Annotated in this window: 20 protein-coding genes; 12 read left to right on the top strand and 8 right to left on the bottom strand. The window is 63.6% G+C overall.

Annotated features, from left to right (window positions below; translation table 11 throughout):
- Nucleotides 1–83 precede the first annotated feature (83 nt).
- Together clpA and clpS are read right to left on the bottom strand one after the other, a co-directional pair.
- Nucleotides 84–2,354 carry an ATP-dependent Clp protease ATP-binding subunit ClpA gene (gene clpA / locus DQ397_RS15255; RefSeq protein WP_043212236.1) on the bottom strand — a complete coding sequence of 757 codons (2,271 nt, stop codon included), beginning with the start codon at nt 2,352–2,354 and terminating at the stop codon, nt 84–86.
- Between the two features lie 30 nt (nt 2,355–2,384).
- Nucleotides 2,385–2,747, bottom strand: a complete 363-nt coding sequence (clpS, locus tag DQ397_RS15250; protein ID WP_043212233.1) for an ATP-dependent Clp protease adapter ClpS — start codon at nt 2,745–2,747, stop codon at nt 2,385–2,387.
- Nucleotides 2,748–2,977: 230 nt separating this feature from the next.
- On the opposite strand from clpS, the gene cspD reads away from it, so the two are divergent.
- On the top strand, nt 2,978–3,235 hold the full coding sequence (gene cspD, locus DQ397_RS15245) for a cold shock domain-containing protein CspD (RefSeq protein ID WP_043212231.1): 258 nt from the start codon (nt 2,978–2,980) through the stop codon (nt 3,233–3,235).
- 72 nt (nt 3,236–3,307) lie between these two features.
- Here cspD and icd read toward each other — a convergent pair whose 3' ends face one another.
- Complete coding sequence (icd, locus tag DQ397_RS15240) at nt 3,308–4,564, bottom strand: NADP-dependent isocitrate dehydrogenase (protein WP_043212230.1); 1,257 nt, start codon at nt 4,562–4,564, stop codon at nt 3,308–3,310.
- Between the two features lie 487 nt (nt 4,565–5,051).
- Here icd and DQ397_RS15235 point away from each other — a divergent pair, with 487 nt between their 5' ends.
- The 8 genes from DQ397_RS15235 to DQ397_RS15200 all read left to right on the top strand — a co-directional run bounded on the left by DQ397_RS15235 (nt 5,052) and on the right by DQ397_RS15200 (nt 15,037).
- The gene (locus tag DQ397_RS15235; RefSeq protein WP_043212228.1) at nt 5,052–7,277 is read left to right on the top strand and encodes an NADP-dependent isocitrate dehydrogenase; all 2,226 of its coding nucleotides are present in this window, start codon (nt 5,052–5,054) and stop codon (nt 7,275–7,277) included.
- Nucleotides 7,278–7,434: 157 nt separating this feature from the next.
- Nucleotides 7,435–7,875 (top strand): NUDIX hydrolase, encoded by a 441-nt coding sequence (locus DQ397_RS15230; RefSeq protein WP_043212226.1) that lies wholly within the window; start codon nt 7,435–7,437, stop codon nt 7,873–7,875.
- A 58-nt stretch (nt 7,876–7,933) separates the two neighbouring features.
- Nucleotides 7,934–9,058 carry a tRNA 2-thiouridine(34) synthase MnmA gene (gene mnmA, locus DQ397_RS15225; protein WP_043212224.1) on the top strand — a complete coding sequence of 375 codons (1,125 nt, stop codon included), beginning with the start codon at nt 7,934–7,936 and terminating at the stop codon, nt 9,056–9,058.
- Entirely contained in the window at nt 9,055–9,675 is a 621-nt protein-coding gene (gene hflD / locus DQ397_RS15220) for a high frequency lysogenization protein HflD (protein WP_043212222.1), read from the top strand. Before mnmA ends, hflD begins: the two co-directional genes overlap by 4 nt.
- Nucleotides 9,676–9,801: 126 nt before the next feature.
- A complete protein-coding gene (gene purB / locus DQ397_RS15215; protein ID WP_043212220.1) occupies nt 9,802–11,172 on the top strand; it encodes an adenylosuccinate lyase in 1,371 nt (456 codons plus the stop codon).
- Nucleotides 11,173–11,253: 81 nt separating this feature from the next.
- Nucleotides 11,254–12,420 (top strand): cupin domain-containing protein, encoded by a 1,167-nt coding sequence (locus DQ397_RS15210; protein ID WP_043212218.1) that lies wholly within the window; start codon nt 11,254–11,256, stop codon nt 12,418–12,420.
- Nucleotides 12,413–12,847 carry a GNAT family N-acetyltransferase gene (locus DQ397_RS15205; protein WP_043212214.1) on the top strand — a complete coding sequence of 145 codons (435 nt, stop codon included), beginning with the start codon at nt 12,413–12,415 and terminating at the stop codon, nt 12,845–12,847. The genes DQ397_RS15210 and DQ397_RS15205 overlap by 8 nt, the downstream gene beginning before the upstream one ends.
- Before the next feature lie 219 nt (nt 12,848–13,066).
- On the top strand, nt 13,067–15,037 hold the full coding sequence (locus DQ397_RS15200) for a DNA topoisomerase III (protein WP_043212213.1): 1,971 nt from the start codon (nt 13,067–13,069) through the stop codon (nt 15,035–15,037).
- Between the two features lie 69 nt (nt 15,038–15,106).
- Here DQ397_RS15200 and DQ397_RS15195 read toward each other — a convergent pair whose 3' ends face one another.
- From DQ397_RS15195 to DQ397_RS15185, 3 genes are all read right to left on the bottom strand, one after another.
- Nucleotides 15,107–16,204, bottom strand: coding sequence for an extracellular solute-binding protein (locus DQ397_RS15195; RefSeq protein ID WP_043212211.1), 1,098 nt, complete (start codon nt 16,202–16,204; stop codon nt 15,107–15,109).
- Nucleotides 16,204–17,313 carry an agmatine deiminase gene (gene aguA, locus DQ397_RS15190; protein WP_043212208.1) on the bottom strand — a complete coding sequence of 370 codons (1,110 nt, stop codon included), beginning with the start codon at nt 17,311–17,313 and terminating at the stop codon, nt 16,204–16,206. Before aguA ends, DQ397_RS15195 begins: the two co-directional genes overlap by 1 nt.
- 94 nt (nt 17,314–17,407) lie before the next feature.
- Nucleotides 17,408–18,295: a LysR substrate-binding domain-containing protein gene (locus DQ397_RS15185; protein WP_043212206.1), complete on the bottom strand. Its 888-nt coding sequence runs from the start codon at nt 18,293–18,295 to the stop codon at nt 17,408–17,410.
- Between the two features lie 152 nt (nt 18,296–18,447).
- Here DQ397_RS15185 and DQ397_RS15180 point away from each other — a divergent pair, with 152 nt between their 5' ends.
- Together DQ397_RS15180 and DQ397_RS15175 are read left to right on the top strand one after the other, a co-directional pair.
- On the top strand, nt 18,448–19,737 hold the full coding sequence (locus tag DQ397_RS15180; RefSeq protein ID WP_043212205.1) for an FAD-binding oxidoreductase: 1,290 nt from the start codon (nt 18,448–18,450) through the stop codon (nt 19,735–19,737).
- A gap of 183 nt (nt 19,738–19,920) precedes the next feature.
- Nucleotides 19,921–20,694, top strand: a complete 774-nt coding sequence (locus DQ397_RS15175; protein ID WP_043212203.1) for a TSUP family transporter — start codon at nt 19,921–19,923, stop codon at nt 20,692–20,694.
- Here the strand turns inward: DQ397_RS15175 and nudC are convergent.
- Entirely contained in the window at nt 20,668–21,498 is an 831-nt protein-coding gene (gene nudC / locus DQ397_RS15170) for an NAD(+) diphosphatase (RefSeq protein WP_043212201.1), read from the bottom strand. The genes DQ397_RS15175 and nudC overlap by 27 nt on opposite strands.
- Before the next feature lie 35 nt (nt 21,499–21,533).
- Nucleotides 21,534–22,346: a crotonase/enoyl-CoA hydratase family protein gene (locus tag DQ397_RS15165; RefSeq protein WP_043212200.1), complete on the bottom strand. Its 813-nt coding sequence runs from the start codon at nt 22,344–22,346 to the stop codon at nt 21,534–21,536.
- 150 nt (nt 22,347–22,496) lie between these two features.
- Between DQ397_RS15165 and nhaB the strand changes: the two genes are divergently transcribed.
- Nucleotides 22,497–23,999 (top strand): sodium/proton antiporter NhaB, encoded by a 1,503-nt coding sequence (gene nhaB, locus DQ397_RS15160; RefSeq protein WP_043212198.1) that lies wholly within the window; start codon nt 22,497–22,499, stop codon nt 23,997–23,999.
- The last annotated feature ends 36 nt before the right edge of the window (nt 24,000–24,035 follow it).

The raw sequence follows: 24,035 nt of genomic DNA, 5'->3' as shown, positions 1-24,035 counted from the left end.
GCTTTCTGCTGTTTTGGCGACAGAAGGCCACTCCCACAGGAGAAGCCTTAATGTCGCGAAAGGGGCTGCAAGCAGCCCAGACCTCATGCAACCTCAGCCGTGGTCTCGAAGTCGAACACCAGCTCGCCATCACGCAGGTCGACATGCACCACACCGCCATGCTCGGAGAGCTCGCCGAACAGGATCTCTTCGGCCAGCGGCCGCTTGATCTTGTCCTGGATGAGCCGCGCCATCGGCCGCGCCCCCATCTGCACGTCATAACCAGAAGCCGCCAGCCAACCGCGGGCGTCATCACTGACTTCCAGCAGCACGCGCTTGTCTTCCAGCTGCGCCTGCAGCTCGATGAGGAACTTATCGACGATGCTCTTGATGGTTTCGTGGCTCAGGCGGCCGAACTGGATAATGGTGTCCAGACGGTTGCGGAACTCTGGCGTGAAGCTCTTGCGGATCACCTCCATAGCGTCAGACGTGTGGTCCTGCTGAGTAAAGCCGATCGAGGCCCGCGCGGCAGTTTCAGCACCGGCGTTGGTGGTCATGATCAGGATCACGTTGCGGAAGTCCGCCTTGCGCCCATTGTTATCGGTCAGGGTCCCGTGATCCATCACCTGCAGCAGCAGGTTGAACACTTCCGGGTGGGCCTTCTCGATCTCATCGAGCAACAGCACACAATGCGGCTGCTTGGTGATCGCTTCGGTCAGCAGACCACCCTGGTCGAACCCGACATAGCCAGGAGGCGCACCGATCAGGCGCGATACGGTATGCCGCTCCATGTACTCGGACATGTCGAAGCGCACCAGCTCCACCCCAAGCGCCTTGGCCAGCTGACGGGCCGCCTCGGTCTTGCCCACACCCGTGGGGCCTGCGAACAGGAACGAGCCGACCGGCTTGTCCGGCGACTTGAGCCCGGCACGGGACAGCTTGATGGCAGTGGCCAGCGAATCGATGGCGGCATCCTGACCAAACACGGTGAGCTTGAGATCGCGCTCGAGGTTGCGCAGCAGCTCCTTGTCGGAGCTGGTGACATGCTTGGGCGGGATCCGCGCGATCTTGGCGACGATGTCCTCGACCTGAGGCACATCGATGCGCTTGACGCGACTGCCCTCTGGCTGCAGGCGCTGATAGGCACCCGCCTCGTCGATCACGTCGATAGCCTTGTCCGGCATGTGCCGGTCATTGATATAGCGCGCAGCGAGTTCGGCGGCGGCGCGCAAGGCTTCGTCGCTGTACTCGATGTTGTGATGACTCTCGAAGCGGCCCTTCAGGCCCCGCAGGATGCCCACGGTATCTTCGACCGACGGCTCGGTGACGTCGACCTTCTGGAAGCGCCGCGCCAAGGCGCGGTCCTTCTCGAAAATGCCACGGAATTCCTGGAAGGTGGTCGAGCCGATGCAGCGGATGTCGCCCGACGACAGCAGCGGCTTGAGCAGGTTGGAGGCATCCATCACGCCACCGGATGCAGCACCTGCACCGATTATGGTGTGGATCTCGTCGATGAACAGAATGGCCTGCGGACGCTTGCGCAGCTCACCGAGCAACGCCTTGAAGCGCTTCTCGAAATCGCCGCGGTACTTGGTACCGGCCAGCAATGCGCCAAGGTCCAGGGAATACACCACGCTCTGGGCCAGCAGATCCGGCACCTGACCGTCCACGATGCGCTTGGCCAGACCTTCGGCAATGGCCGTCTTGCCCACGCCAGCCTCGCCGACCAGCAGCGGGTTGTTCTTGCGCCGACGAGCAAGAATCTGCGCGACGCGCTCGACTTCCTGCTCACGCCCCACCAGCGGATCGATGCGGCCCAGACGGGCCAATTCGTTCAGGTTGCTGGCATAAGCATCCAGCGGATTGCTCGAGGAAGCAGATTCGCCGCCCTCCTCGTCCTGCATGTCCTGATCGTTTTCGCTGTGCGAGCCGTGGCCCGGCACCTTGGAGATGCCATGGGCGATGTAGTTGACCACGTCGATGCGTGCCACGCTCTGCTGCTTGAGCAGAAACACGGCCTGGCTTTCCTGCTCGCTGAAGATCGCCACCAGCACGTTGGCGCCGGTGACTTCGCGCTTGCCGGAGCTCTGCACATGGAACACGGCACGCTGCAGCACGCGCTGGAAGCCCAGGGTCGGCTGAGTCTCGCGGTCCTCGTCATGGACAGGGATCAGCGGCGTGGTGGAATCGATGAACTCTTGCAGGTCGTGCTTGAGCTTGTCGAGATTGGCGCCACAGGCGCGCAGAACGGTCGCGGCGGCCTCATTGTCAAGGAGTGCTAGCAGCAGGTGCTCGACGGTCATGAACTCATGACGCTTCGAACGAGCCTCCTTGAAGGCCAGATTGAGGGTGACTTCGAGCTCGCGGTTTAACATAGCTTCACCTCATACCCAAGTGGTCGGCGATTAACCGTCCTTCTCGATTTCACAGAGTAGCGGATGCTGGCTTTCCCTGGCGTATTGGTTGACCTGCATGGCCTTTGTCTCGGCGATGTCACGGGTAAACAATCCGCACACTGCCCGCCCTTCGGTATGGACGGTCAGCATGATCTTGGTCGCCAGCTCGCGGTTCAGATTGAAGAACGTCTCGAGCACTTCGACGACGAAATCCATTGGCGTGTAGTCATCGTTGAACAAAACCACCTTGTACATCGGTGGCGCCTGCAGGATCGGCTTGGCTTCCTGTACCGCCAGACCGGAGCCGTCGTCCTCGTTAGATTGCGGGCGATCCTGATTGAATGTTAGTCGAATCTGGCTGAGTGGTTGCATGGAAAGAATTTCATCATAACGACAAGTTAAGGTGATGGTTTGACCGCGTAGGCCGCTGCCGGCGCGGGGGCCGTCTGACCTTGACTATCGGCAAAACGGTGTTACAACCAATAAGAACCCACCGTGGTCGATAAAGATCCGCGCAGTCAACCAGATTTTTTCGCATGGTTCGTATGCGGATGACGTGGATGATACTCCAGTGATGGAGTCCTTTGCAGAGGGACATGAGGATGGCGAGCGGTAAAGTCAAGTGGTTCAACAATGCCAAGGGCTATGGATTCGTCAACGAGGAGGGCAAGAGCGAAGACCTGTTCGCCCACTATTCGCATATCCAGATGGACGGCTACAAGACACTCAAGGCTGGCCAGTCCGTGACCTTCGACATCGTCCAGGGACCCAAGGGGCTGCACGCCGTCAACATCTGCGGCGCCGGCGCCACGGCATCGAAAGTCGAAGTCCAGCCGGTCGAGAGCATCGTCCAAGCCTGATCCACCCCTGACCTTCTGCAGGCACATCGGCAACCGGCCAGCCCCGCAAGGGCTGGCCGGTTTTCATTGCCTTCACATGTGCTTGATCATCTCATCACCAAAGCCGGAGCTGCTGACCAACTTGGCGCCGTCCATCAGGCGCTCGAAGTCGTAGGTCACGGTCTTGGCCGCGATGGCGCCGTTGGTGCCCTTGATGATCAGGTCGGCTGCCTCGGTCCAGCCCATGTGGCGCAGCATCATTTCGGCCGACAGAATCACCGAGCCCGGATTGACCTTGTCCTGCCCGGCATACTTGGGCGCCGTACCATGGGTCGCCTCGAACATCGCGACGGTGTCGGACAGGTTGGCGCCCGGGGCGATACCGATGCCCCCGACCTCGGCCGCCAGGGCGTCGGAAAGGTAGTCGCCGTTGAGATTCAGGGTGGCGATCACATCGTACTCGGCCGGTCGCAGCAGAATCTGCTGGAGCATGGCGTCGGCAATCGCATCTTTGACCACGATCTGGCGCCCGGTCTTGGGATTCTTAAAGCTCATCCACGGGCCGCCATCGAGCAGCTCGGCCTTGAATTCGTCCCGCGCCACCTCGTACCCCCAATCCTTGAAGGCCCCTTCGGTGAACTTCATGATATTGCCCTTGTGCACTAGGGTCACCGACTTGCGGTCGTTGTCCACGGCATACTGCAGCGCCTTGCGCACCAGGCGCTTGGTGCCCTGCTCGGAGACCGGCTTGACGCCGATGCCGCAGTTCTCGTCGAAGCGGATCTTGGTGACGCCCATTTCCTCCTTGAGGAACTTGATCACCTTGTTGGCCTCGGCAGAGCCGGCCTTCCATTCGATGCCGGCATAGATGTCCTCGGAGTTCTCGCGGAAGATCACCATGTCGACATCACCAGGCTTTTTCACCGGGCTCGGCACGCCCTGGAACCACAGCACCGGACGCAGGCACACGTACAGATCCAACTGCTGGCGCAAGGCCACGTTCAGGGAACGGATACCCCCACCGACCGGCGTGGTCAGTGGCCCTTTGATCGACACCACGTAATCGCGCACGGCATCGAGGGTTTCCTGGGGCAGCCAGGTGTCCTGGTCGTAGACCTGCGTGGCCTTCTCGCCGGCATACACCTCCATCCAGGCGATCTTGCGCTTGCCGCCGTAGGCCTTCTGCACGGCAGCATCCACTACCTTGATCATCACCGGCGAAACATCGACACCGATACCGTCGCCCTCGATGTACGGGATGATGGGATTGTCGGGAACATTGAGCGAATGGTCTGCATTGACGGTGATCTTCGCGCCGTCTGCTGGAACCTTGATTTTCTGGTATCCCATGCTGCACTACTCCGCTTTTCCAGGTGTGATTGGACATCCTGCGATCCAATGAGCCTAAACCAGCTTTCCTGAGCTGCAAGCTTCACGCTGCAAGTTGCAAGCTGACCGGCAGCGACCACTGACAAGCCCACTCACAGTTTGGCCGCGCGCAGACGCCGAGGGCTGCGGCATCGCGCCACATTGCCCTTACGCCTTTCGTCTTATAGGCGGTCCGATATCACTTAGCCCGAAGGGTTTGGTATACTCCGGCCCTGACCGTAGGGTCATTGGGGCGACCCCTTGGAAAAACGCGGCTCGCCCTCGGCCAAGAATGGCCAAAAAGCCTGGGCTGTTACCGCCGCCCAGCCGTTTGACGCTCGACTGATGCATCCACCATCACCGCTCGCAAGCCTCTCGACCAATTGCCCATGGCGCTGCCAGGGCGTAGCGCCTACCCTGCGCATCTCGAGACTTCGAGCACGCTCAGCAAAACAGAGAGTTAACCCGCATGCCCACCCGTTCCAAGATCATCTATACCTTCACCGACGAAGCTCCCGCCCTCGCCACCTATTCCCTGCTGCCGATCATCGAAGCCTTCACCGCTTCGGCTGACATCGCCGTCGAAACCCGTGACATCTCCCTGGCTGGCCGTATCCTCGCGGCGTTCCCGGAGCAACTGGGCGCCGAGAAGCGCGTAGGCGATCACCTGGCGGAGCTGGGCCAGCTGGCCACCACCCCGGAAGCCAACATCATCAAGCTGCCGAACATCAGCGCCTCGGTACCGCAGCTCAAGGCCGCGATCAAGGAACTGCAAGGCAAGGGCTTCAACATCCCCGACTACGCTGACGAGCCGAGCACGGAGCAAGAAAAAGAATCCCGCGCCCGCTACGACCGCATCAAAGGCAGCGCCGTGAACCCGGTTCTGCGCGAAGGCAACTCCGACCGCCGCGCTCCGCTGTCGGTCAAGAACTATGCCCGCAAGCATCCGCACAAGATGGGCGCCTGGACTGCCGACTCCAAGTCGCACGTCGCCCACATGACCCAAGGCGACTTCTACGGCAGCGAAAAAGCCGCACTGATCGAAGGCGATGACAGCCTGCGCATCGAGCTGGTCGGCAAAGACGGCGTTACCACCGTCCTGAAAGAAAAGACCGCCGTCAAAGCCGCTGAAGTCATCGACTGCGCCGTCATGAGCCGCAAGGCCCTCAAAGCCTTCATCGCCGAGCAGATCGCCGATGCCAAGGCCTCCGGCGTGCTGTTGTCGGTCCACCTGAAAGCCACCATGATGAAGGTCTCCGACCCGATCATGTTCGGCGTCATCGTCGAAGAGTTCTACAACGACGTGCTGGCCAAGCACGCCGCAGCCCTCGCCGAAGTCGGCTTCAACGCCAACAACGGCATCGGCGACCTGTACGCCCGCATCAAGGACCTGCCAGCTGACAAGCAGGCCGAGATCGAAGCCGACATCCAGGCCCTGTACGCCGTCCGCCCGGCCCTGGCCATGGTCAACTCCGACAAGGGCATCACCAACCTGCACGTGCCGAGCGATGTCATCGTCGACGCCTCGATGCCTGCGATGATCCGCGACTCGGGCAAGATGTGGAACACCGCCGGTGAACTGCAGGACGCCAAGGCCGTCATCCCGGACCGTTGCTACGCCGGCATCTACCAGGCCGTGATCGAGGACTGCAAGGCCAACGGCGCCTTCGACCCGACCACCATGGGCAGCGTGCCGAACGTCGGCCTGATGGCTCAGAAGGCCGAAGAGTACGGCTCCCACGACAAGACCTTCCAGATCAAGGCCGACGGCGTCGTGCGCGTGGTCGATGGCAAGGGCAAGGTGCTGCTGGAACAGAGCGTCGAAGCCGGTGACATCTTCCGTATGTGCCAGACCAAGGACGCGCCGATCCAGGACTGGGTCAAGCTGGCCGTCAACCGCGCCCGCCTGAGCAACACCCCGGCGGTGTTCTGGCTGGACCCTGCCCGCGCCCACGACGGCGTGATGATAGAGAAGGTCCAGAAGTACCTGAAGGACCACGACACCAGCGGCCTGGACATCCGCATCCTGGCGCCGGTCGATGCCATCAAGTTCTCCCTGGCCCGCATCCGCGAAGGCAAGGACACCATCTCGGTGACCGGCAACGTCCTGCGCGACTACCTGACCGACCTGTTCCCGATCATGGAGCTGGGCACCAGCGCCAAGATGCTGTCGATCGTCCCGCTGATGAATGGCGGTGGCCTGTTCGAGACCGGCGCCGGCGGTTCGGCTCCGAAGCACGTGCAGCAGCTGGTCGAAGAGAACTTCCTGCGCTGGGATTCGCTGGGTGAGTTCCTGGCCCTGGCCGCTTCCCTGGAGCACCTGGGCAACACCTACGACAACCCACGCGCCAAAGTCCTGGCCAATACCCTGGACCAGGCCACCGGCAAGTTCCTCGACACCAACAAGTCGCCATCGCGCAAAGTCGGCGGTATCGACAACCGCGGCAGCCACTTCTACCTGACCCTGTACTGGGCCGAGGCTCTGGCTGCCCAGACCGACGACGCCGCCCTGCAGGCGCGCTTCGCACCGCTGGCCAAGACCCTGGCCGAGAACGAAGCGACCATCGTCGCCGAACTGGCTGCCGTCCAGGGCAAGCCGGCCGACATCGGTGGTTACTACGCGCCGGATGCCGAGCTGACTGCCAAGGTCATGCGCCCAAGCCAGACCCTCAACAGCGCCATTGCCGCACTGTAAGGTTCTGATGTAACACCACAAACCCCGGCCACGCACCGGGGTTTGTGCTTTTTCAGCCGCAGGTTTCAAGCTGCAAACCACAAGCAAGCGCAGTCTGCATAGCATCTTGACTTGTGGCTTGCAGCTTGGAGCTTGTCACTTAGGGAGAGCACCGACCGTGTCCTGGCAACCCCACATCACCGTCGCCACCATCGTCGAACACGAGGGCAAGTTCCTCTTCGTCGAAGAGTTCAAGGCCGGCCAACACGTCTTCAACCAACCTGCCGGGCATCTTGAGCCCAACGAGACCCTGACCCAGGCCGCCCTGCGCGAGACCCTGGAGGAAACCGCCTGGGAAGTCGAACTCACTGGCGTGGTTGGCATCTACCTCTATACCGCCCCCAGCAATGGCGTTACCTACCAGCGCATCTGTTTCGCCGCGCGCCCTGTGCATCACCACGCCGACCGCCCCCTGGACAGCGATATTGTCCGTGCCGTCTGGCTGACCCGCGAGCAACTGCTGGCCGACCCCGCACGCTGGCGCAGCGAGCTGGTACCGCGCTGCATCGACGATTACCTGGCCGGTCCACTGCATAGCCTCGCCTTGCTGCGCGACTGACGTCCGGCCCTTGGCCTGATAGAATCGGAATTTTTCCCCCTGATACACACCGGTAGCCATGACCAGCCCAGCACTCAAAGACCCCGCCAAGACCCGCGTTATCGTCGGCATGTCCGGCGGCGTGGACTCTTCCGTCTCCGCCCTTTTGCTCATGGAGCAGGGCTACCAGGTGGAAGGTCTGTTCATGAAGAACTGGGAAGAGGACGACGGCACCGAATACTGCACCGCCCGCGAGGACCTGGCCGACGCCCAGGCCGTGTGCGATCGCATCGGTATCAAGCTGCATACCGCCAATTTCGCGGCCGAATACTGGGACAACGTATTCGAGCATTTCCTGGAGGAGTACAAGGCCGGACGTACACCGAACCCGGACATCCTGTGCAACCGCGAGATCAAGTTCAAAGCCTTCCTCGACTATGCCCTGTCCCTGGGCGCCGACCTGATCGCTACCGGCCACTATGTGCGCCGCCGCGACACCGGCGAGCTCACCGAACTGCTCAAGGGGCTGGACCCGAACAAAGACCAGAGCTATTTCCTGCATGCTGTCGGCGGCAAGGAGATCGCCCGCACCCTGTTCCCGGTCGGCGAGCTGGAAAAGCCCGAAGTACGTGCCATTGCCGAGAAGCACGGCCTGGCCACGGCCAAGAAGAAAGATTCCACCGGTATCTGCTTCATCGGTGAGCGCCGCTTCAGCGATTTCCTCAAGCAGTACCTGCCCGCCCAGCCGGGCGACATCGAGACCACCGACGGAGAAGTCATCGGGCGTCACCACGGCCTGATGTACCACACCATCGGCCAGCGCCAGGGCCTGGGCATCGGCGGCCTGAAGGACGCCGGCGACGAGCCGTGGTACGTGCTGCACAAAGACCTGACCCGCAACGTACTGGTGGTCGGTCAAGGCAACGAACACCCTTGGCTGTTCTCCCGCGCCCTGCTCGCCTCGGAGATCTTCTGGGTCAACCCGATCGACCTGAGCAGCCCGCGCAGGCTGACCGCCAAGGTGCGCTACCGCCAGAGCGACCAGCAATGCACCCTGGAGCGCACCGAGCATGGCTATCGCGCGGTCTTCGACGAGCCGCAACGCGCTGTCACTCCGGGGCAGTCGGTGGTGTTCTATGACGGCGAGGTATGCCTGGGCGGCGGTGTGATCGAGACCGCCGAGCCTTGGAGCCCCCGCCAATGAATACTCTCCAGGAGCAATTGGTCGCCCTGGGCGGCGTGTTCCAGGCCGCAGTGCTGGTCGACCGCATCGCCCGGACCGGCCAGGCCAGCGAGGCCAATATCGGCTGCATGCTGGGTAGCCTGTTGGTGCGTGACCCCAAGGACACCCTGGAGGTGTTCGGCGGCGATGACCTGAACCTGCGCGACGGCTACCGCGCCCTGGTCGGCGCCCTGGAGCGCGACCCCAGCAGCCTTCAGCGCGAGCCGCTGCGCTATGCCCTGTCGATGCTCGGCCTGGAGCGCCAGCTGGCCAAACGGGACGACATGCTCGAGACCATCGGCAAGCGCCTGCCCCAGATCCAGGCCCAGGCCGATCATTTCGGCCTGGTTCACGATAATGTCATCGCATCCAGCGGAGCCTTGTACCAGGACACCCTGAGCACCTTGCGCCAGCGCATCCAAGTGCATGGCGACATGCGCTTCCTTCAGCAGGCCGGCAATGCCTCGAAGATCCGCGCCCTGCTGCTCTCCGGCATCCGCGCTGCGCGTCTGTGGCGTCAGCTGGGTGGGCACCGCTGGCAGCTGGTGTTCAGCCGTCGCAAATTGCTCAACGAACTGTACGACATGATGCGAGGGTAAGCTGCATGCATCCAGCAGAAGCAGCACGTCGGCTTTTACGTGCTGCTTGCAGCTAGAAGCTCGCCGCCTACCTTTTTCATGTATGATATGCGCCCTTCCAAAAGCCTGACTGTCCGAGAACACCCCATGCAGCTCTCCTCGCTCACTGCGGTTTCCCCTGTAGACGGCCGCTACGCCGGCAAAACCCAGGCCTTGCGCCCCATCTTCAGCGAGTACGGCCTGATCCGTTTCCGCGCCCTGGTCGAGGTGCGCTGGCTCCAGCGTCTGGCCGCCCACCCGCAGATCGGCGAAGTGCCGGCGTTCTCCGCCGAAGCCAATGCCCTGCTGGACACCCTGGCCACCGATTTCAAACTCGAGCACGCCGAGCGCGTCAAGGAAATCGAGCGCACCACCAACCACGACGTCAAGGCCATCGAATACCTGCTCAAGGAGCAGGCCGCGACCCTGCCGGAACTGGCCAAGGTCAGCGAATTCATCCATTTCGCCTGCACCAGCGAGGACATCAACAACCTGTCCCACGCCCTGATGCTGCGCGCCGGCCGTGACGAAGTGCTGCTGCCGCTGATGCGCCAGATCGCCCAGGCCATCCGCGCCCTGGCCCACGCCCACGCCGACGTGCCGATGCTCTCGCGCACCCACGGTCAGCCGGCTTCGCCGACCACTCTGGGCAAAGAGCTGGCCAACGTGGTCTACCGCCTGGAGCGCCAGATCGCCCAGGTCGCCGCCGTGCCGCTGCTGGGCAAGATCAACGGCGCTGTGGGCAACTACAACGCCCACCTGTCGGCCTATTCGCAGATCGACTGGGAAGCCAACGCCCGCGCCTTCATCGAAGACGAACTGGGCCTGCAGTTCAACCCCTACACCACCCAGATCGAGCCGCACGACTACATTGCCGAGCTGTTCGACGCCATCGCCCGCTTCAACACCATCCTCATCGACTTCGACCGCGACGTCTGGGGCTACATTTCCCTGGGCTACTTCAAGCAGAAGACCGTCGCCGGCGAGATCGGCTCCTCGACCATGCCACACAAGGTCAACCCGATCGACTTCGAGAACTCCGAAGGCAACCTGGGTATCGCCAACGCCCTGTTCCAGCACCTGGCCAGCAAACTGCCGATCTCCCGCTGGCAGCGTGACCTGACCGACTCCACCGTGCTGCGCAACCTGGGCGTGGGCTTCGCCCATAGCGTCATCGCCTACGAGGCCAGCCTCAAGGGCATCGGCAAGCTGGAAGTGAACGTCGCTCGCATCGCCGAAGACTTGGACGCCTGCTGGGAAGTCCTGGCCGAGCCGATCCAGACCGTCATGCGCCGCTACAACATCGAGAACCCCTACGAGAAGCTCAAGGAGCTCACGCGCGGCAAGGGCATCAGCCCCGAAGCGCTGCAGGCGTTCATCGATGGGCTGGACATGCCAGCTGAAGCCAAGGCCGAGCTCAAGCAGCTGACCCCGGCTACCTACATCGGCAACGCGGCGGCCCAGGCCAAACGCATCTGACCTGCGCCCCGTGATCAACGCCCGGCCTGGCCGGGCGTTTTTATTCCCGGATGAAAATTACGTTTTTTCAATAGGTTGAACATGAATCCTGATACTCCACTGCAGCTGCTGGGCGGCCTGACGGCCCGTGAATTCCTTCGCGACTACTGGCAGAAGAAGCCCCTGCTGGTGCGCCAGGCCTTCCCGGACTTCGAAAGCCCGATCGACCCTGACGAACTGGCCGGCCTTGCCTTGGAAGAGGAAGTCGAGTCTCGCCTGGTGCTCGAGCACGGCGAGCGCCCGTGGGAGCTGCGCCGCGGCCCCTTCGCCGAAGACACTTTCGCCACCCTGCCAGAGCGCGATTGGACCCTGTTGGTCCAGGCAGTGGATCAGTTCGTCCCGGAAGTCGCCGAGCTGCTGGAGCATTTCCGCTTCCTGCCAAGCTGGCGTATCGATGACGTGATGGTCAGCTTCGCCGCGCCAGGCGGCAGCGTCGGCCCGCACTTCGACAATTACGACGTGTTCCTGCTCCAGGGCCACGGCAAGCGAAACTGGAAAGTCGGCCAGATGTGCGACAGCGACAGCCCGTTGCTGGAACACACCGACCTGCGCATCCTCGCCGAATTCGAACAGAGCAGCGAATGGACCCTGGAACCTGGCGACATGCTCTACCTGCCGCCGCGCCTGGCCCACTACGGCGTGGCCGAAGACGACTGCCTGACCTATTCGGTGGGCTTCCGCGCCCCGAGCGCCGCTGAAGTGCTGACCCACTTCACCGATTTCCTCAGCCAGTTCCTGCCGGACGAGGAGCGTTACAGCGATGCCGACGCCCAGCCTGCCGCAGATCCTCACCAGATCCAGCATGATGCCCTGGACCGCCTCAAGGCCCTGCTGGCCGAGCACATGGGTGACGAGCGCCTGCTGCTGACCTGGTTCGGCCAGTTCATGACCGAGCCGCGCTATCCGGAGCTGGTGACCGGCGAAGAGCTGAGCGAAGAAGACCTGATCGACAGCCTGGAGCAAGGCGCCATCCTGATCCGCAACCCGAGCGCGCGCATGGCCTGGTCGGAAGTCGACGACAACCTGCTGCTGTTCGCCAGCGGCCAGAGCCGCCTGCTCTCGGGCCATCTGCGTGAGCTGCTCAAGCTGATCTGCGCCGCCGACGCGCTGCACATCGAAAACCTTTCTCAGTGGCTCGAAGACGAAGAAGGTCTGACATTGCTGTGCCAGCTGGTCAAACAAGGAAGCCTGGGATTTGCCAATGAATAAGATCAGCGTTCGCCTCGCCGACTGGCATAAAGACAACGCCGATATCCGCCGCATCCGCGAGGCGGTGTTCGTCGCCGAGCAGCACATTCCACCAGAGCTGGAGTTCGACGCCGAAGACCAGGACGCCCTGCACTTCCTGGCCCTGGAAGGGGACTACCCGATCGGCACCGCACGCCTGCTGCCCGATGGCACCATCGGGCGGATCTCGGTGCTCAAGGACTGGCGCGGGCTGAAGGTCGGCGACACCCTGGTGCGCGCAGTGATCGTCGAGGCGCAGAACCGTGACCTCAAGCAGCAGATGCTCAGCGCCCAGGTACACGCCACGCCATTCTACGAGCGCCTGGGATTCCGCGTGGTCAGCGAGGAATTCCTCGAGGCCGGCATCCCGCATGTGGACATGGTGCGCGACTCCCGCGAACCGGCCTGACCCGCAAGTCGGTCTGATTCGACGGACCTATTCGCGGGTAACCCCCGCTCCCACAGGGCTCAGCGAAGCACCTGTGGAAGCGGGTTTACCCGCGAACAGTCAAGGAGGACGCTGAAACGCGCCCTGACAAAAAGCTGTATATCCATCCAGACAAAGCTTGCTTCCGCGCCCTGGCTTGCGCATTCTAGCGCCCTCATTTGCGATGAAGCGTTCCCGGCCATGCGCCTGTTCCTCTGCGAAAAACCCTCCCAGGCCAAGGACATCGCCAAAGTCCTCGGCGCCACCCGCAAGGCCGACGGTTGCTGGCAAGGCTCCGACGTTTGCGTGACCTGGTGCATCGGCCATCTGCTCGAAACTGCCCCGCCCGACAGCTACGACGAGCGCTACAAGCGCTGGAACCTCGCGGACCTGCCGATCATTCCGGAAAAATGGAAGATGCTGGTCAAGCCCAAGACCGCCAGCCAGTTCAAGGCCGTCAAGCGCCTGCTCGGTGAAGCCCGGGAACTAGTGATCGCCACCGACGCCGACCGCGAAGGCGAGATGATCGCCCGCGAGCTGGTGGAGCATTGTCGCTACCGCGGCCCGATCCAACGCCTGTGGCTCTCGGCCCTGGACGACGCCTCGATCCGCAAGGCCCTGGCCCGCCTGCTGCAAGGGCAGGAGACTTTCAGCCTGTACCATTCGGCCCTCGGCCGCTCCCGCGCCGACTGGCTGATCGGTATGAACATGAGCCGCCTGTTCACACTGCTGGGCCGCCAATCCGGCTACCAGGGCGTGCTGCCGGTGGGCCGGGTACAGACACCGACCCTGCGCCTGGTGGTCGACCGCGACCGCAGCATCGCTGACTTCGTGCCGGTGCCCTACTGGGCTATCGATGTGCAACTCCAGAGCAGCGGCAGCGTCTTCACCGCTCAATGGCGAGCGCCCGAAGATAACTGTGACGATCAGGGCCGCTGCCTGAACCCGGCACTGGCCCAGCAAGCCGCCGTCGACATGCAGGCCGCCGGCAGCGCCCAGGTGACCAAGGTGGCCACCGAACGCGTGCGCGAAGCGGCTCCCCTGCCCTTCGACCTGGGCACCCTGCAGGAGGTCTGCTCCAAGAAGCTCGGCCTCGGCGCCCAGGAGACCCTGGATATTGCCCAGGCCCTGTACGAAACTCACAAACTGATCACCTACCCACGTAGCGACTGCGGCTACCTGCCGCTCAGCCAGCATGGCGAGGCGCCGGGGATCCTGGCCGCCCTGCAACGCGCAGACGGCAGTCTTGCGCCTTTGCAAGCGCACCTGGAGCCCCAGCGCCGCTCGCGGGCCTGGAACGATGCCAAGGTCAGCGCCCACCACGGCATCATCCCCACCGCCGCCAGCGACCCTTCGCGCCTGCCACCCAAGCACAAGGCCGTCTACACCTTGATCCGCGCCCGCTACCTGGCGCAGTTCCTGCCCAACCACGAGTACGATCGCACCCAGGCCGAATTCGACTGCGCCGGCCACGCCCTGCGCGCGGTAGGCAAGCAGATCGTCGAGCCTGGTTGGCGTCGGGCCCTGCCCGAGGCGCTGACCCCGGCCAAAGGCCGCGAAGCGCCACCGCCTCAGGTGTTGCCGACCTTGAACCAAGGCCAGGCCTGCGCCGTGCATGACCTGCAACTCAAGGACCTGTGGACCCAACCGCCCAAACCCTTCACCGAAGGCGATCTGATCAAGGCAATGAAGAACGTCGCCAAGCTGGTGGACGACCCACTGCTCAAGCAGAAGCTCAAGGAAACCACCGGTATCGGCACCGAGGCCACCCGGGCCAGCATCATCCAGGGCCTGCTCGACCGCGGTTACCTGGTCAAGAACGGCAAGGCCCTGTCCGCCACACCGGCTGCCTTCAGCCTGATCGACGCCGTACCCCGCGCCATCGCCGACCCCGGTACCACCGCCATCTGGGAGCAGGCGCTGGACATGGTGCAGAGCGGCGAGATGAGCCTGGAAGAGTTCGTCGCCCGACAATCGGCCTGGATGGGCAAGCTGGTGCAGCGCTGCAGCGGCATGCGCCTGACCATCAGCGGGCCGCCGGTGCCGGCGGGGAGCAAGGGGGCGCCTTGGAAGAAAAAGCGGCGCAGTGGCGGGAAAGACAAGGCTTCTGCCGACAGCGCCAAAGCTACGGGCAGCAAGCCGAGGCAACCACGACGCAAGGCTTCGCGTTGATGCGTCGCCTATTCCGGCCCTTTCGCAGGTTTACCCGCGAAAGGGCCGGAATAGGCAAACGTCCCTCTGTCAGGTCCCGCTCTTGAGCCGGCTGAACGCCCGGGTCAGCTCCCGGTTGAAGGCTTTGGCATTGTCGTTCTTGCTGTACAACCGCGCCCTCACGTCGGCTGGTGGATAGGTCCCTGGCGCATTGCGGATCTTCGGGTCCACCAGAGCGTCGGCCGCCGTGATCGCGTTGGCATAGTGAATGGTGTCGGTGATTGGCGCGATCACCTCCGGCCGCATCAGGTAGTCCATCAATTTCCACGCCGCCTCCGGATGCGGCGCATCCTTAGGCACAACGAGCGCATCCAGCCAGATCAACGTGCCTTCCTTGGGAATGCTGTAATCCAGCGTGAACGGTTTTCCCGCCTGCTCGGCCTGGGCTTGGGCGATGGCCACGTTGCCGTTCCACGACATTGCCACGCAGGTCTCGCCGTTGGCCAGGTCGTTGATATTGCGGTCGTTGTCGAAATAGCGGATATACGGACGCACCTTGCGCAGGTGCGCCTCGGCGGTCTTGAGTTCTTCCAGGCGCTGCTGGTTGATGTCCAGCCCCAGGTAGCGCATCGTCGCGGCGAACACCTCGTTAGGGTCGTTGAGGAAACTCACCCCGCAATCGGCGAACTTCGCCACCACCTGCGGATCGAGCAGCATCGCCCAGCTGTCGCGCGGCGCATCCTCGAGCCGCGCCGCCACCGCCTGCTCTTGATAGCCCACGCCCGTGGTGCCCCAGGCGTAGGTGCCGGCATAGCGATTGCCCGGGTCGAACACCGCCATGTGCTGGCGAAACTCCTCGCCGATGCCCGCCCAGTGCGGCAACTTGCTCTTGTCCAGCGGCTGCAGGGCACCGCTGGCAATCGCCCGGCTCAGGTGCTGGCCGGCGCTGAGCACCACGTCGTAGCCACTGCCACCGGTGAGCAACTTGGTCTCGGCGGTTTCCAGGGAGTCGAAGTGGTCGGCCACCACGCGGATGCCGGTCTGCTTCTGGAAGTTGGCCAAGGTGTCCGGGGCGAGGTATTCGCCCCAGATGTAAAGATTGACGGTCGGCTGTTGTGCGTCGGCTGCCTGGGCCGCCGACGCTGCGCAACCCAGGGCGACCGCCAAGACCAGCGGGGCGAGTTTCATCAGCGACCTCCAGCGGCGTATTGCGGCATGGTGATGCAGGCGACGTTGCCGCCACCGAGCAGGATCTCCCGCGAGTTCTCGATACCGATGATGCGATGATCAGGGAACAACTCGGCCAAGGTGGCCTGCGCCACGCTGTCATTGCGATCACCGAACAGCGGCACGACGATGGCCGAGTTGCCGGCGTAATAATTGATGTAGGAGGCGCAGATCCGGGTGCCGGCCTGGCGCAGGTGGGTGCCGTCGACCTGGTCCAGCCCGGCCGCTTCCTCGGCGGTCCATTCCAGCACCTGGGGCTGCGGCAGCTTGTGTACCTTCAGCTCGCGGCCACGGCTGTCACGGGTGCTGCGCAAAATGTCATAAGCCTCTTGGTAGATCTCCCACTGCGGATCGTTGCGATCATCGGTCCACTGCAACACCACCTCGCCTGGGCGCACGAAGCAGGCCAGGTCGTCGACGTGGCCATCGGTCTCGTCGAACTTACAGCCACGCGGCAGCCAGATCACCTGCTCGGCGCCCAGGTAATCCTCGAGCCTGCGGGTGACTTCCTCCTTGCCCAGGTGGGCGTTACGGTTGCGGTTGAGCAGGCACTGTTCGGTGGTCAGTAGGCTGCCCTGGCCATCGCTCTGAATGCCACCCAGCTCGGCGATCAGGGGTGCGCGGTAGCGGTCCAGGCCCTCGATTTCGAGCATCTTCTGGGCGATCTGATCGTCCTTGTCCCAGGGATAGTAGAGGCCGCCGTCCAAACCGCCGTAGGCATTGAACTCGAAATCCACGCCGCGCACTTCGCCGGTACCGTCATTGACCACGAAGCAGGCGCCGCTGTCGCGGAACCAGGTGTCGTTGCAGGTCATCTCCACCACCCGCACATGAGCTGGCAGCAGGCGCCTGGCATTGGCGTATTGGGCGGCGGAGGCGCACACGGTCACCGGCTCGCTGGAGGCGATGGCGGTGACGATGTCGACCCAGACCTTCTGCGCAGGCTTGCCGCCGTTGCGCCACACATCCGGACGCTCCGGCCAGCCGAGCCAGCAGCGCGTCTTGCGCTCGAATTCGCCAGGCAGGCGGAAACCATCGGCCTTGGGGGTGGTGGTGAGCGAACGTGCCATGGGTCAACCTCGTCATCGGTGAGTGATGACTGCACGCTACGCCGCGCGGGCTCAGGCTTCCAACGATGAAAACTTGCCAATAGCTGAATTCAATTCAAGGTTCGGTGATCTGTTCGGTGAACCAGTCGATGAATTCGGCCACCGCGCCCCGCTCCAGACGCAGGCGCTCACACACCAACGCGTACTGGCCCTGAGCGGTCACGCTAGCGCTGAACGGGCGCACCAGGCGGCCACTTTGCAGGTCGGCCTGGCAGGTCAGGTTGTCGCCCATCGCCACGCCCTGCCCCAGTACCGCCGCCTCCAGGGCCAGCGCCGCATGGGGGAAGTACAGCTGGCGGGTGGGCAAAGCGTCCTCGGCGTGCGTGGCCAGCCAGGTGGTCCAGGTGCGTCCGTCCTGATCATCGTGCAGCAGACAATGGCGTACCAAGTCCCGTGGGCGCTTGAGCCCGCCTTGGTTGAACAGGCCCGGGCTGCACACGGGGAAGAACTGCAACAGCGGCAACGGGCGTACGAAGTGGGTGCTGGCATCCAGCGCACTGGTGCCGTAGGTGATGGCGATGTCGATATCCAAAGCCGGAGCCCCCGCGTTGATGGGCTGTTCGTGCAGGTGCAAGGTGATGTGCGGATAACGGCTGCTGAAGTCGGCAAGCCGTGCGACCAACCATTTCTGCGCCAGCTCCGCCGTGACCGCGACCCGCAGCACGGCCTGGGAGGCAGGGTCGCGCAGCTCGTCACAGGCCTTGCCGATCAGCTCGAAGGCCTGTTGCAAATGGTGCAGCAAGCGCTCGGCCTCGGTGGTCGGACGCACCTGGCGCCCCGCCCGTTCGAACAGGGCCACGCCAAGCTGATCCTCCAGTTGGCGAATCTGGTGGCTGACCGCGCTGTCGGTCACGCACAGCTCGGCGGCAGCACGGCCAAAGTGGCCATGGCGGGCGGCGCATTCGAACGTGCGCAGGGCAGTCAGGGAAGGCAGACGGCGCATCGAGGTATTCCGCGGGTCGAGGTAATCGGAGCCGAATCATATAGGGCATTTTCAGGCTCCCGTTAAGCCTTTACCCATGAAGGGGCTGGTGTCGTGAATTTTTTCTGTTACTTTTTCATGAAATTAATAACAACAAATTTCACGAGGCCCGCATGTTCAAACAGTCCGCGCAGCACGTTGCCAGCTACTACGCCCAGACCTACCCCACCACGATCCCGCTGCGCCCTGCCCTGCAAGGCGCCTTGGACACCGACGTGTTGATTATCGGCGCCGGCTTCAGCGGCCTGCACACGGCACTGCGCTTGGCCCTGGCCGGCAAGCGCGTGGTCGTGCTGGAGGCCAGCAGGGTGGCCTGGGCCGCTTCCGGGCGCAACGGTGGCCAGGCGTTGCTGGGCTGGTCCTGTGATATGCCGCCGCTGGAAAAGGCCTTGGGCGTCGAACGCGCCCGGCGCCTCTGGGACAGCATGCGCTGGGCCGCCGAAGAGATGCGCGAGCTGCCGGAACGCCACGGCTTCGACGTGGACTACCGGGTCGGCAGCCTGTGGACCGCAGTGATGCCTCGCCGCGTGAAAATACTCGAAGAAGCCAAGCACGAAGCCGAACGGAAATGGGGCTACGACTGCCTGCGCCTGATCGGCCGTGACGAGCTGCCCGACTGGATCGACAGCCCCCGCTACCAGGCTGCCCTGTACGATCCCAACGGTGCCCACCTCAACCCCCTCAAGCTGGCCCAGGGCCTGGCCGCCGCCATCGAAGCCGCGGGCGGACAGATCTTCGAGCAAAGCCAGGTGCTCGACTACCACGAAAGCTCGAGCGGCTTCGTCGCCCGTACAGGCCTGGGCGAAGTCCGCAGCCAGGTGCTGGTGTTGGCCTGCAACGCCTACATCGACCGCCTCGACCGCGACCTGTCGCGCCGTCTGCTGCCGGTCGGCTCCTACCAGGTGGCCACCGCGCCGCTGGATCCGGCCATGGCCCAGTCGCTGCTGCCGCGCAACAGTTGCGTGATCGACAACCAGTTCGTCCCCGACTACTTCCGCCTCACGCCAGACCATCGCCTGCTGTTTGGCGGCGGTTGCACCTACCTCGGAGGCATCCCCAAGGACGTCGCCAGCGCCACGCGCCCCTACCTGGAGCGTGTGTTCCCGCAGCTCACTGGGGTGAGCCTGGACTACGCCTGGGGCGGTCATCTGGATTGCAGCATCCAGCGCACCCCGGATATCGGCCGTCTGGGCCAACGCTACTGGCTGCAGGGCTTCTCGGGGCATGGCGTGCTGCCGACCCTGGCCGCGGCCCGGGCGGTGAGCGATGCGATCCTCGGCGACGAAGACCTGCTGGGGCTGTACCAAGGCATCGACAATGGCCGCTTCCCAGGCGGCGAGCTGATGGCCGCGCCCTTGGAGGCGGCGGCGAAGGCGTGGTACCGATTGCGCGACTACGTCTGACGGGAACAGGCAGGAGGGGATCTGGGGCCTGGCGTAGCCTGCAAGGAGCCGCAAAGCGCCCCCGGATCCCTGGGGCTTCACCTACTCCATGGCATGACTGGTATTCCCCGTCCTTGAGGACTACCCTGTACCGCCTCTAGCGCGGCCTTTTGCCGCACTCGCCGCCCTGTCTGTAAAAGCCCCATGCCTTTCGAACTCACCGTAGAACCGCTCACCCTGCTCATCCTCGCCCTGGTCGCCTTCGTGGCCGGTTTCATCGACGCCATCGCTGGCGGCGGGGGGCTGCTCACTACCCCGGCCTTGCTCACCGCCGGCATGCCGCCCCATCTGGTGCTGGGCACCAACAAACTCAGCTCCACCTTCGGCTCGGCCACCGCCAGCTTCACCTACTACCGACGCAAGCTGTTCCACCCCGCGCAGTGGCGCCGGGCGTTGGTCGGTACCTTGGTCGGCGCGCTGCTGGGGGCGCTGGCCGCCCACTACATGCCGGCCGATTGGCTGAACAAGATGCTGCCAGTGATCGTCTTCGCCTGTGGCGTCTACCTGTTGTTCGGCGGGACGCCCAAGGCACCGTTGGATGCCGACGCGCCGATCAAGAAGAAGTGGCAGTTCCCCCAGGGCTTTGGCCTGGGCTTCTATGACGGCGTGGCCGGCCCCGGCACCGGGGCGTTCTGGACGGTCAGTACCCTGCTGCTCTACCCCATCGACCTGGTGCGTGCCAGCGGCGTGGCGCGCAGCATGAACTTCGTCAGCAACATCGCGGCACTGACGGTGTTCATCATTTCCGGGCAGGTGGATTACATCGTCGGCCTGTGCATGGGCCTGTCGGTGATGGTCGGCGCCTTCTTCGGCGCACGCACGGCGATCAGCGGCGGCAGCAAGTTCATCCGCCCGGTGTTCATCGCCGTGGTGCTGGCGTTGACTGTACGCCTAGTGTGGCAGCACTGGGTCGGGTAGGCCCAGGCGACGTGCCACGTAGAGGTCGATCAGGTAACGGGCGATGGAGCGCCCGGCAGGCAGCGGCGGCAGATCGTGCACATTGAACCACTGGGCGTCCTCGATCTCGTCCGGTTGCATGACGATCTCGCCGCCCGCGTACTCGGCATGGAAGCCCAGCATCATCGAGTGCGGGAAGGGCCAGCACTGGCTGCCCACGTACTGGATGTTCTTCACCTCCACCGCCACTTCCTCGCGCACCTCCCGTACCAGGCAGTCCTCGGCCGATTCGCCTGGCTCGGCAAAGCCGGCCAGGGTGCTATAGACGCCCGTGACGAAACGCGGCGAGCGCGCCAGCAGCACTTCATCCCCCCGGGTGATCAGCACGATCATGCTCGGCGAGATGCGCGGGTAGCTGCGCAGGTCGCACGGCTGACAGTACATCGCCCGCTCCCAGCGGATCTGGGTCATCGGCTGGCCGCAGCTGCCGCAGAAGCGATGTTCGCGCGCCCAGGTGCCGACCTGCGCGGCATACCCCAAGAGGGTGTAGGTCAGCATGTCGCCTTCGAGCATGAACTGGCGCAGGCCGCGCCAGCTGCAGCCGGACACATCGGCACTGCCACGCAGCTCGAGCAGGAACACCGGCTGGCCGTCCAGGTGGCCGATGCCATGCTCGCAGAGCACGTCCAGGTCTTGCTCCTTGAGCCAATCGCGGGGGAACAGCGCGCCGTTGTCATCCATCAGGAACCCTTCCGGGCCACGGGCGACGGCCAGGCCGCCGGTGATCTGCGGGTCGAGTACTGCGGTAGTCCAACGTGCTGACATTTCGGGATCCTTAAAAGCGCGTCCCCCCGCCCCGGTCAGTCGGCGAAGGTCGGTTTCTGTTTGCTCATGTGCGCCGCCATGGCGACCCGCAGGTCTTCGGACTGCAACATGGCGGCGTTCCAGGTGGCGATGTACTCCAGGCCATCGTCGATGCGATGGTCGCGCATGTAGTTGAGCATCTCTTTGGTGCCGCTCACCGCAATCGGCGATTTTTGCGCGATTTGCGCTGCCAAGGCAAAGACTCCTTCACGCAGTGCGGCCTGGTCGTCGAACACCTGATTGACCAGGCCGATGCGCTGGGCCTCGTGCGCCCCGACATGGCGTCCGGTGTAGGCCATTTCGCGCATCACACCGTCGCCGATGATACGCGGCAAACGTTGCAAGGTCCCGACATCGGCGGCCATGCCCATGTCGATTTCCTTGATCGAGAACTGCGCATCGGCACTGCAGTAACGCATGTCACAGGCCGAGACCAGGTCGATCGCACCGCCCAGGCAGTAGCCCTGGATCGCCGCCAGCACCGGTTTGCGGCAGTTGTCCACGGCATTGAACGAGGCCTGCAGGCCCAGGATGGTGCGCCGAAGCAGGCGCGCATTGCGGCCCACGTCCTTTCCCATTTGCCCGGCCAGCTGAGCCAGCAAGGCCAGGTCGATACCTGCACTGAAGTGCTGGCCCGCGGCGCTCAGTACCACCACGCGCACCGCGTCGGTGTCGTCGATCCATTGGAAGATGTCGATGATTTCCTTCCAGAAGTCGCCGTTCATGGCATTGAGCTTTTCCGGACGGTTGATCTGCACATGGGCAATGTTGTCGGTCAACTCAACCTTGAATGCGCGGTACTCGGTCACGGGCAGTACTCCTGTAGGTAAAAGGTTCACGCGCCGGACTATAACGCACCCTCAAGGCCGTGCTTGTGCCAAAAGCGGGACTGAACGCCTTGCACCTGACGCCCGCATCGGGCACCTTGCGCGACTGCTGAATCAAAAGGATACAAATTCATGTCCCGCTCCCTGACCGGCGCTCTCGCCCATAACTTCCTGGGCCAGTCGCCGCTCTGGTACAAGGCCGTCATCTGCCTGTTCCTCGTGCTCAACCCCGTGCTGCTGGCAACCCTCGGTCCGGTGGTCACCGGCTGGGTGCTGGTGATCGAGTTCATCTTCACCCTGGGCATGGCGCTCAAGTGCTACCCGTTGATGCCCGGCGGCTTGCTGCTGATCGAGGCGCTGCTGTTGGAGATGACCACGCCCCAGGCCCTCTATGAAGAGCTGCAGCACAATTTTCCGGTGATTCTGCTGCTGATGTTCATGGTCGCCGGTATTCACTTCATGAAGGAACTGCTGCTGTTCCTGTTCTCCAAGATCCTGCTGGGCGTGCGTTCGAAGGCCATCCTGGCGCTGCTGTTCTGCGTGCTGTCGGCATTCCTGTCGGCATTTCTCGATGCCTTGACCGTCACGGCGGTGATCATCAGCGCCGCAGTGGGTTTCTATGCGGTCTATCACCGCGTCGCCTCCGGCGCCAACCCGCGCGAGGAGTCCGAACTCGACAGCGACCACCAGGTGCCGCAACTGCACCGTGAAGACCTGGACCAGTTCCGCGCCTTTTTGCGCAGCCTGTTGATGCATGGCGCGGTGGGCACGGCCCTGGGCGGGGTGTGCACCTTGGTAGGCGAGCCACAGAACCTGCTGATCGGCCATGAGATGGGCTGGCATTTCGCCGATTTCTTCTACAAGGTGGCGCCGGTGTCGATGCCGGTACTGGCGGCAGGCCTTGTGACGTGCGTGTTGCTGGAGAAGCTGCGGTTGTTCGGTTACGGCACGCTGATGCCCGAGCGCGTGCGCCAGGTGCTGGCCAGCTATGCGGCCGAAGACGATGCCGCGCGGACCTCGGCCCAGCGCGTCGCTTTGCTGGTACAGGGGATCGCCGCACTGATCCTGATTGTCTGCCTAGGCCTGCACGTTGCCGAGGTCGGCCTGATCGGCCTGCTGGTGATCGTGCTGATCACCGCCTTCACCGGCATCACCGACGAGCACCGCCTGGGCCGTGCGTTCCAGGATGCGATGCCGTTCACCGCACTGTTGGTGGTGTTCTTCGCGGTGGTCGCGGTGATCCATCAGCAGCAGTTGTTCAGCCCATTGATCACGTGGGTCCTGGCTCTGCCAGCCGACCAGCAGCCGGGCATGCTGTACCTGGCCAATGGCTTGCTGTCGGCGATCAGCGACAACGTGTTCGTCGCCACGATTTACATCACCGAGGTGAAGCAGGCGTTTCTCAACGGCGCCATGAGCCGTGAGCACTTCGAGACCCTGGCGGTGGCGATCAACACCGGCACCAACCTGCCCAGCGTGGCCACGCCCAATGGGCAGGCGGCGTTCCTGTTCCTGCTGACCTCGGCGATCGCACCGCTGGTGCGGTTGTCGTACGGGCGGATGGTATGGATGGCATTGCCTTATACCGTGGTCATGGGCGGGCTGGGCTGGTGGGCGGTGACCTACTGGCTCTGAGCGGCTAGCGCGGGCGAGAGGCGATGGCTTTGCAAG

This window comes from Pseudomonas sp. CK-NBRI-02, from assembly GCF_008124495.1.
Lineage (GTDB): Bacteria > Pseudomonadota > Gammaproteobacteria > Pseudomonadales > Pseudomonadaceae > Aquipseudomonas > Aquipseudomonas guariconensis.
Note: the sequence above shows the minus strand (reverse complement) of the source record. Positions and strands in the feature narration are given on the sequence as shown.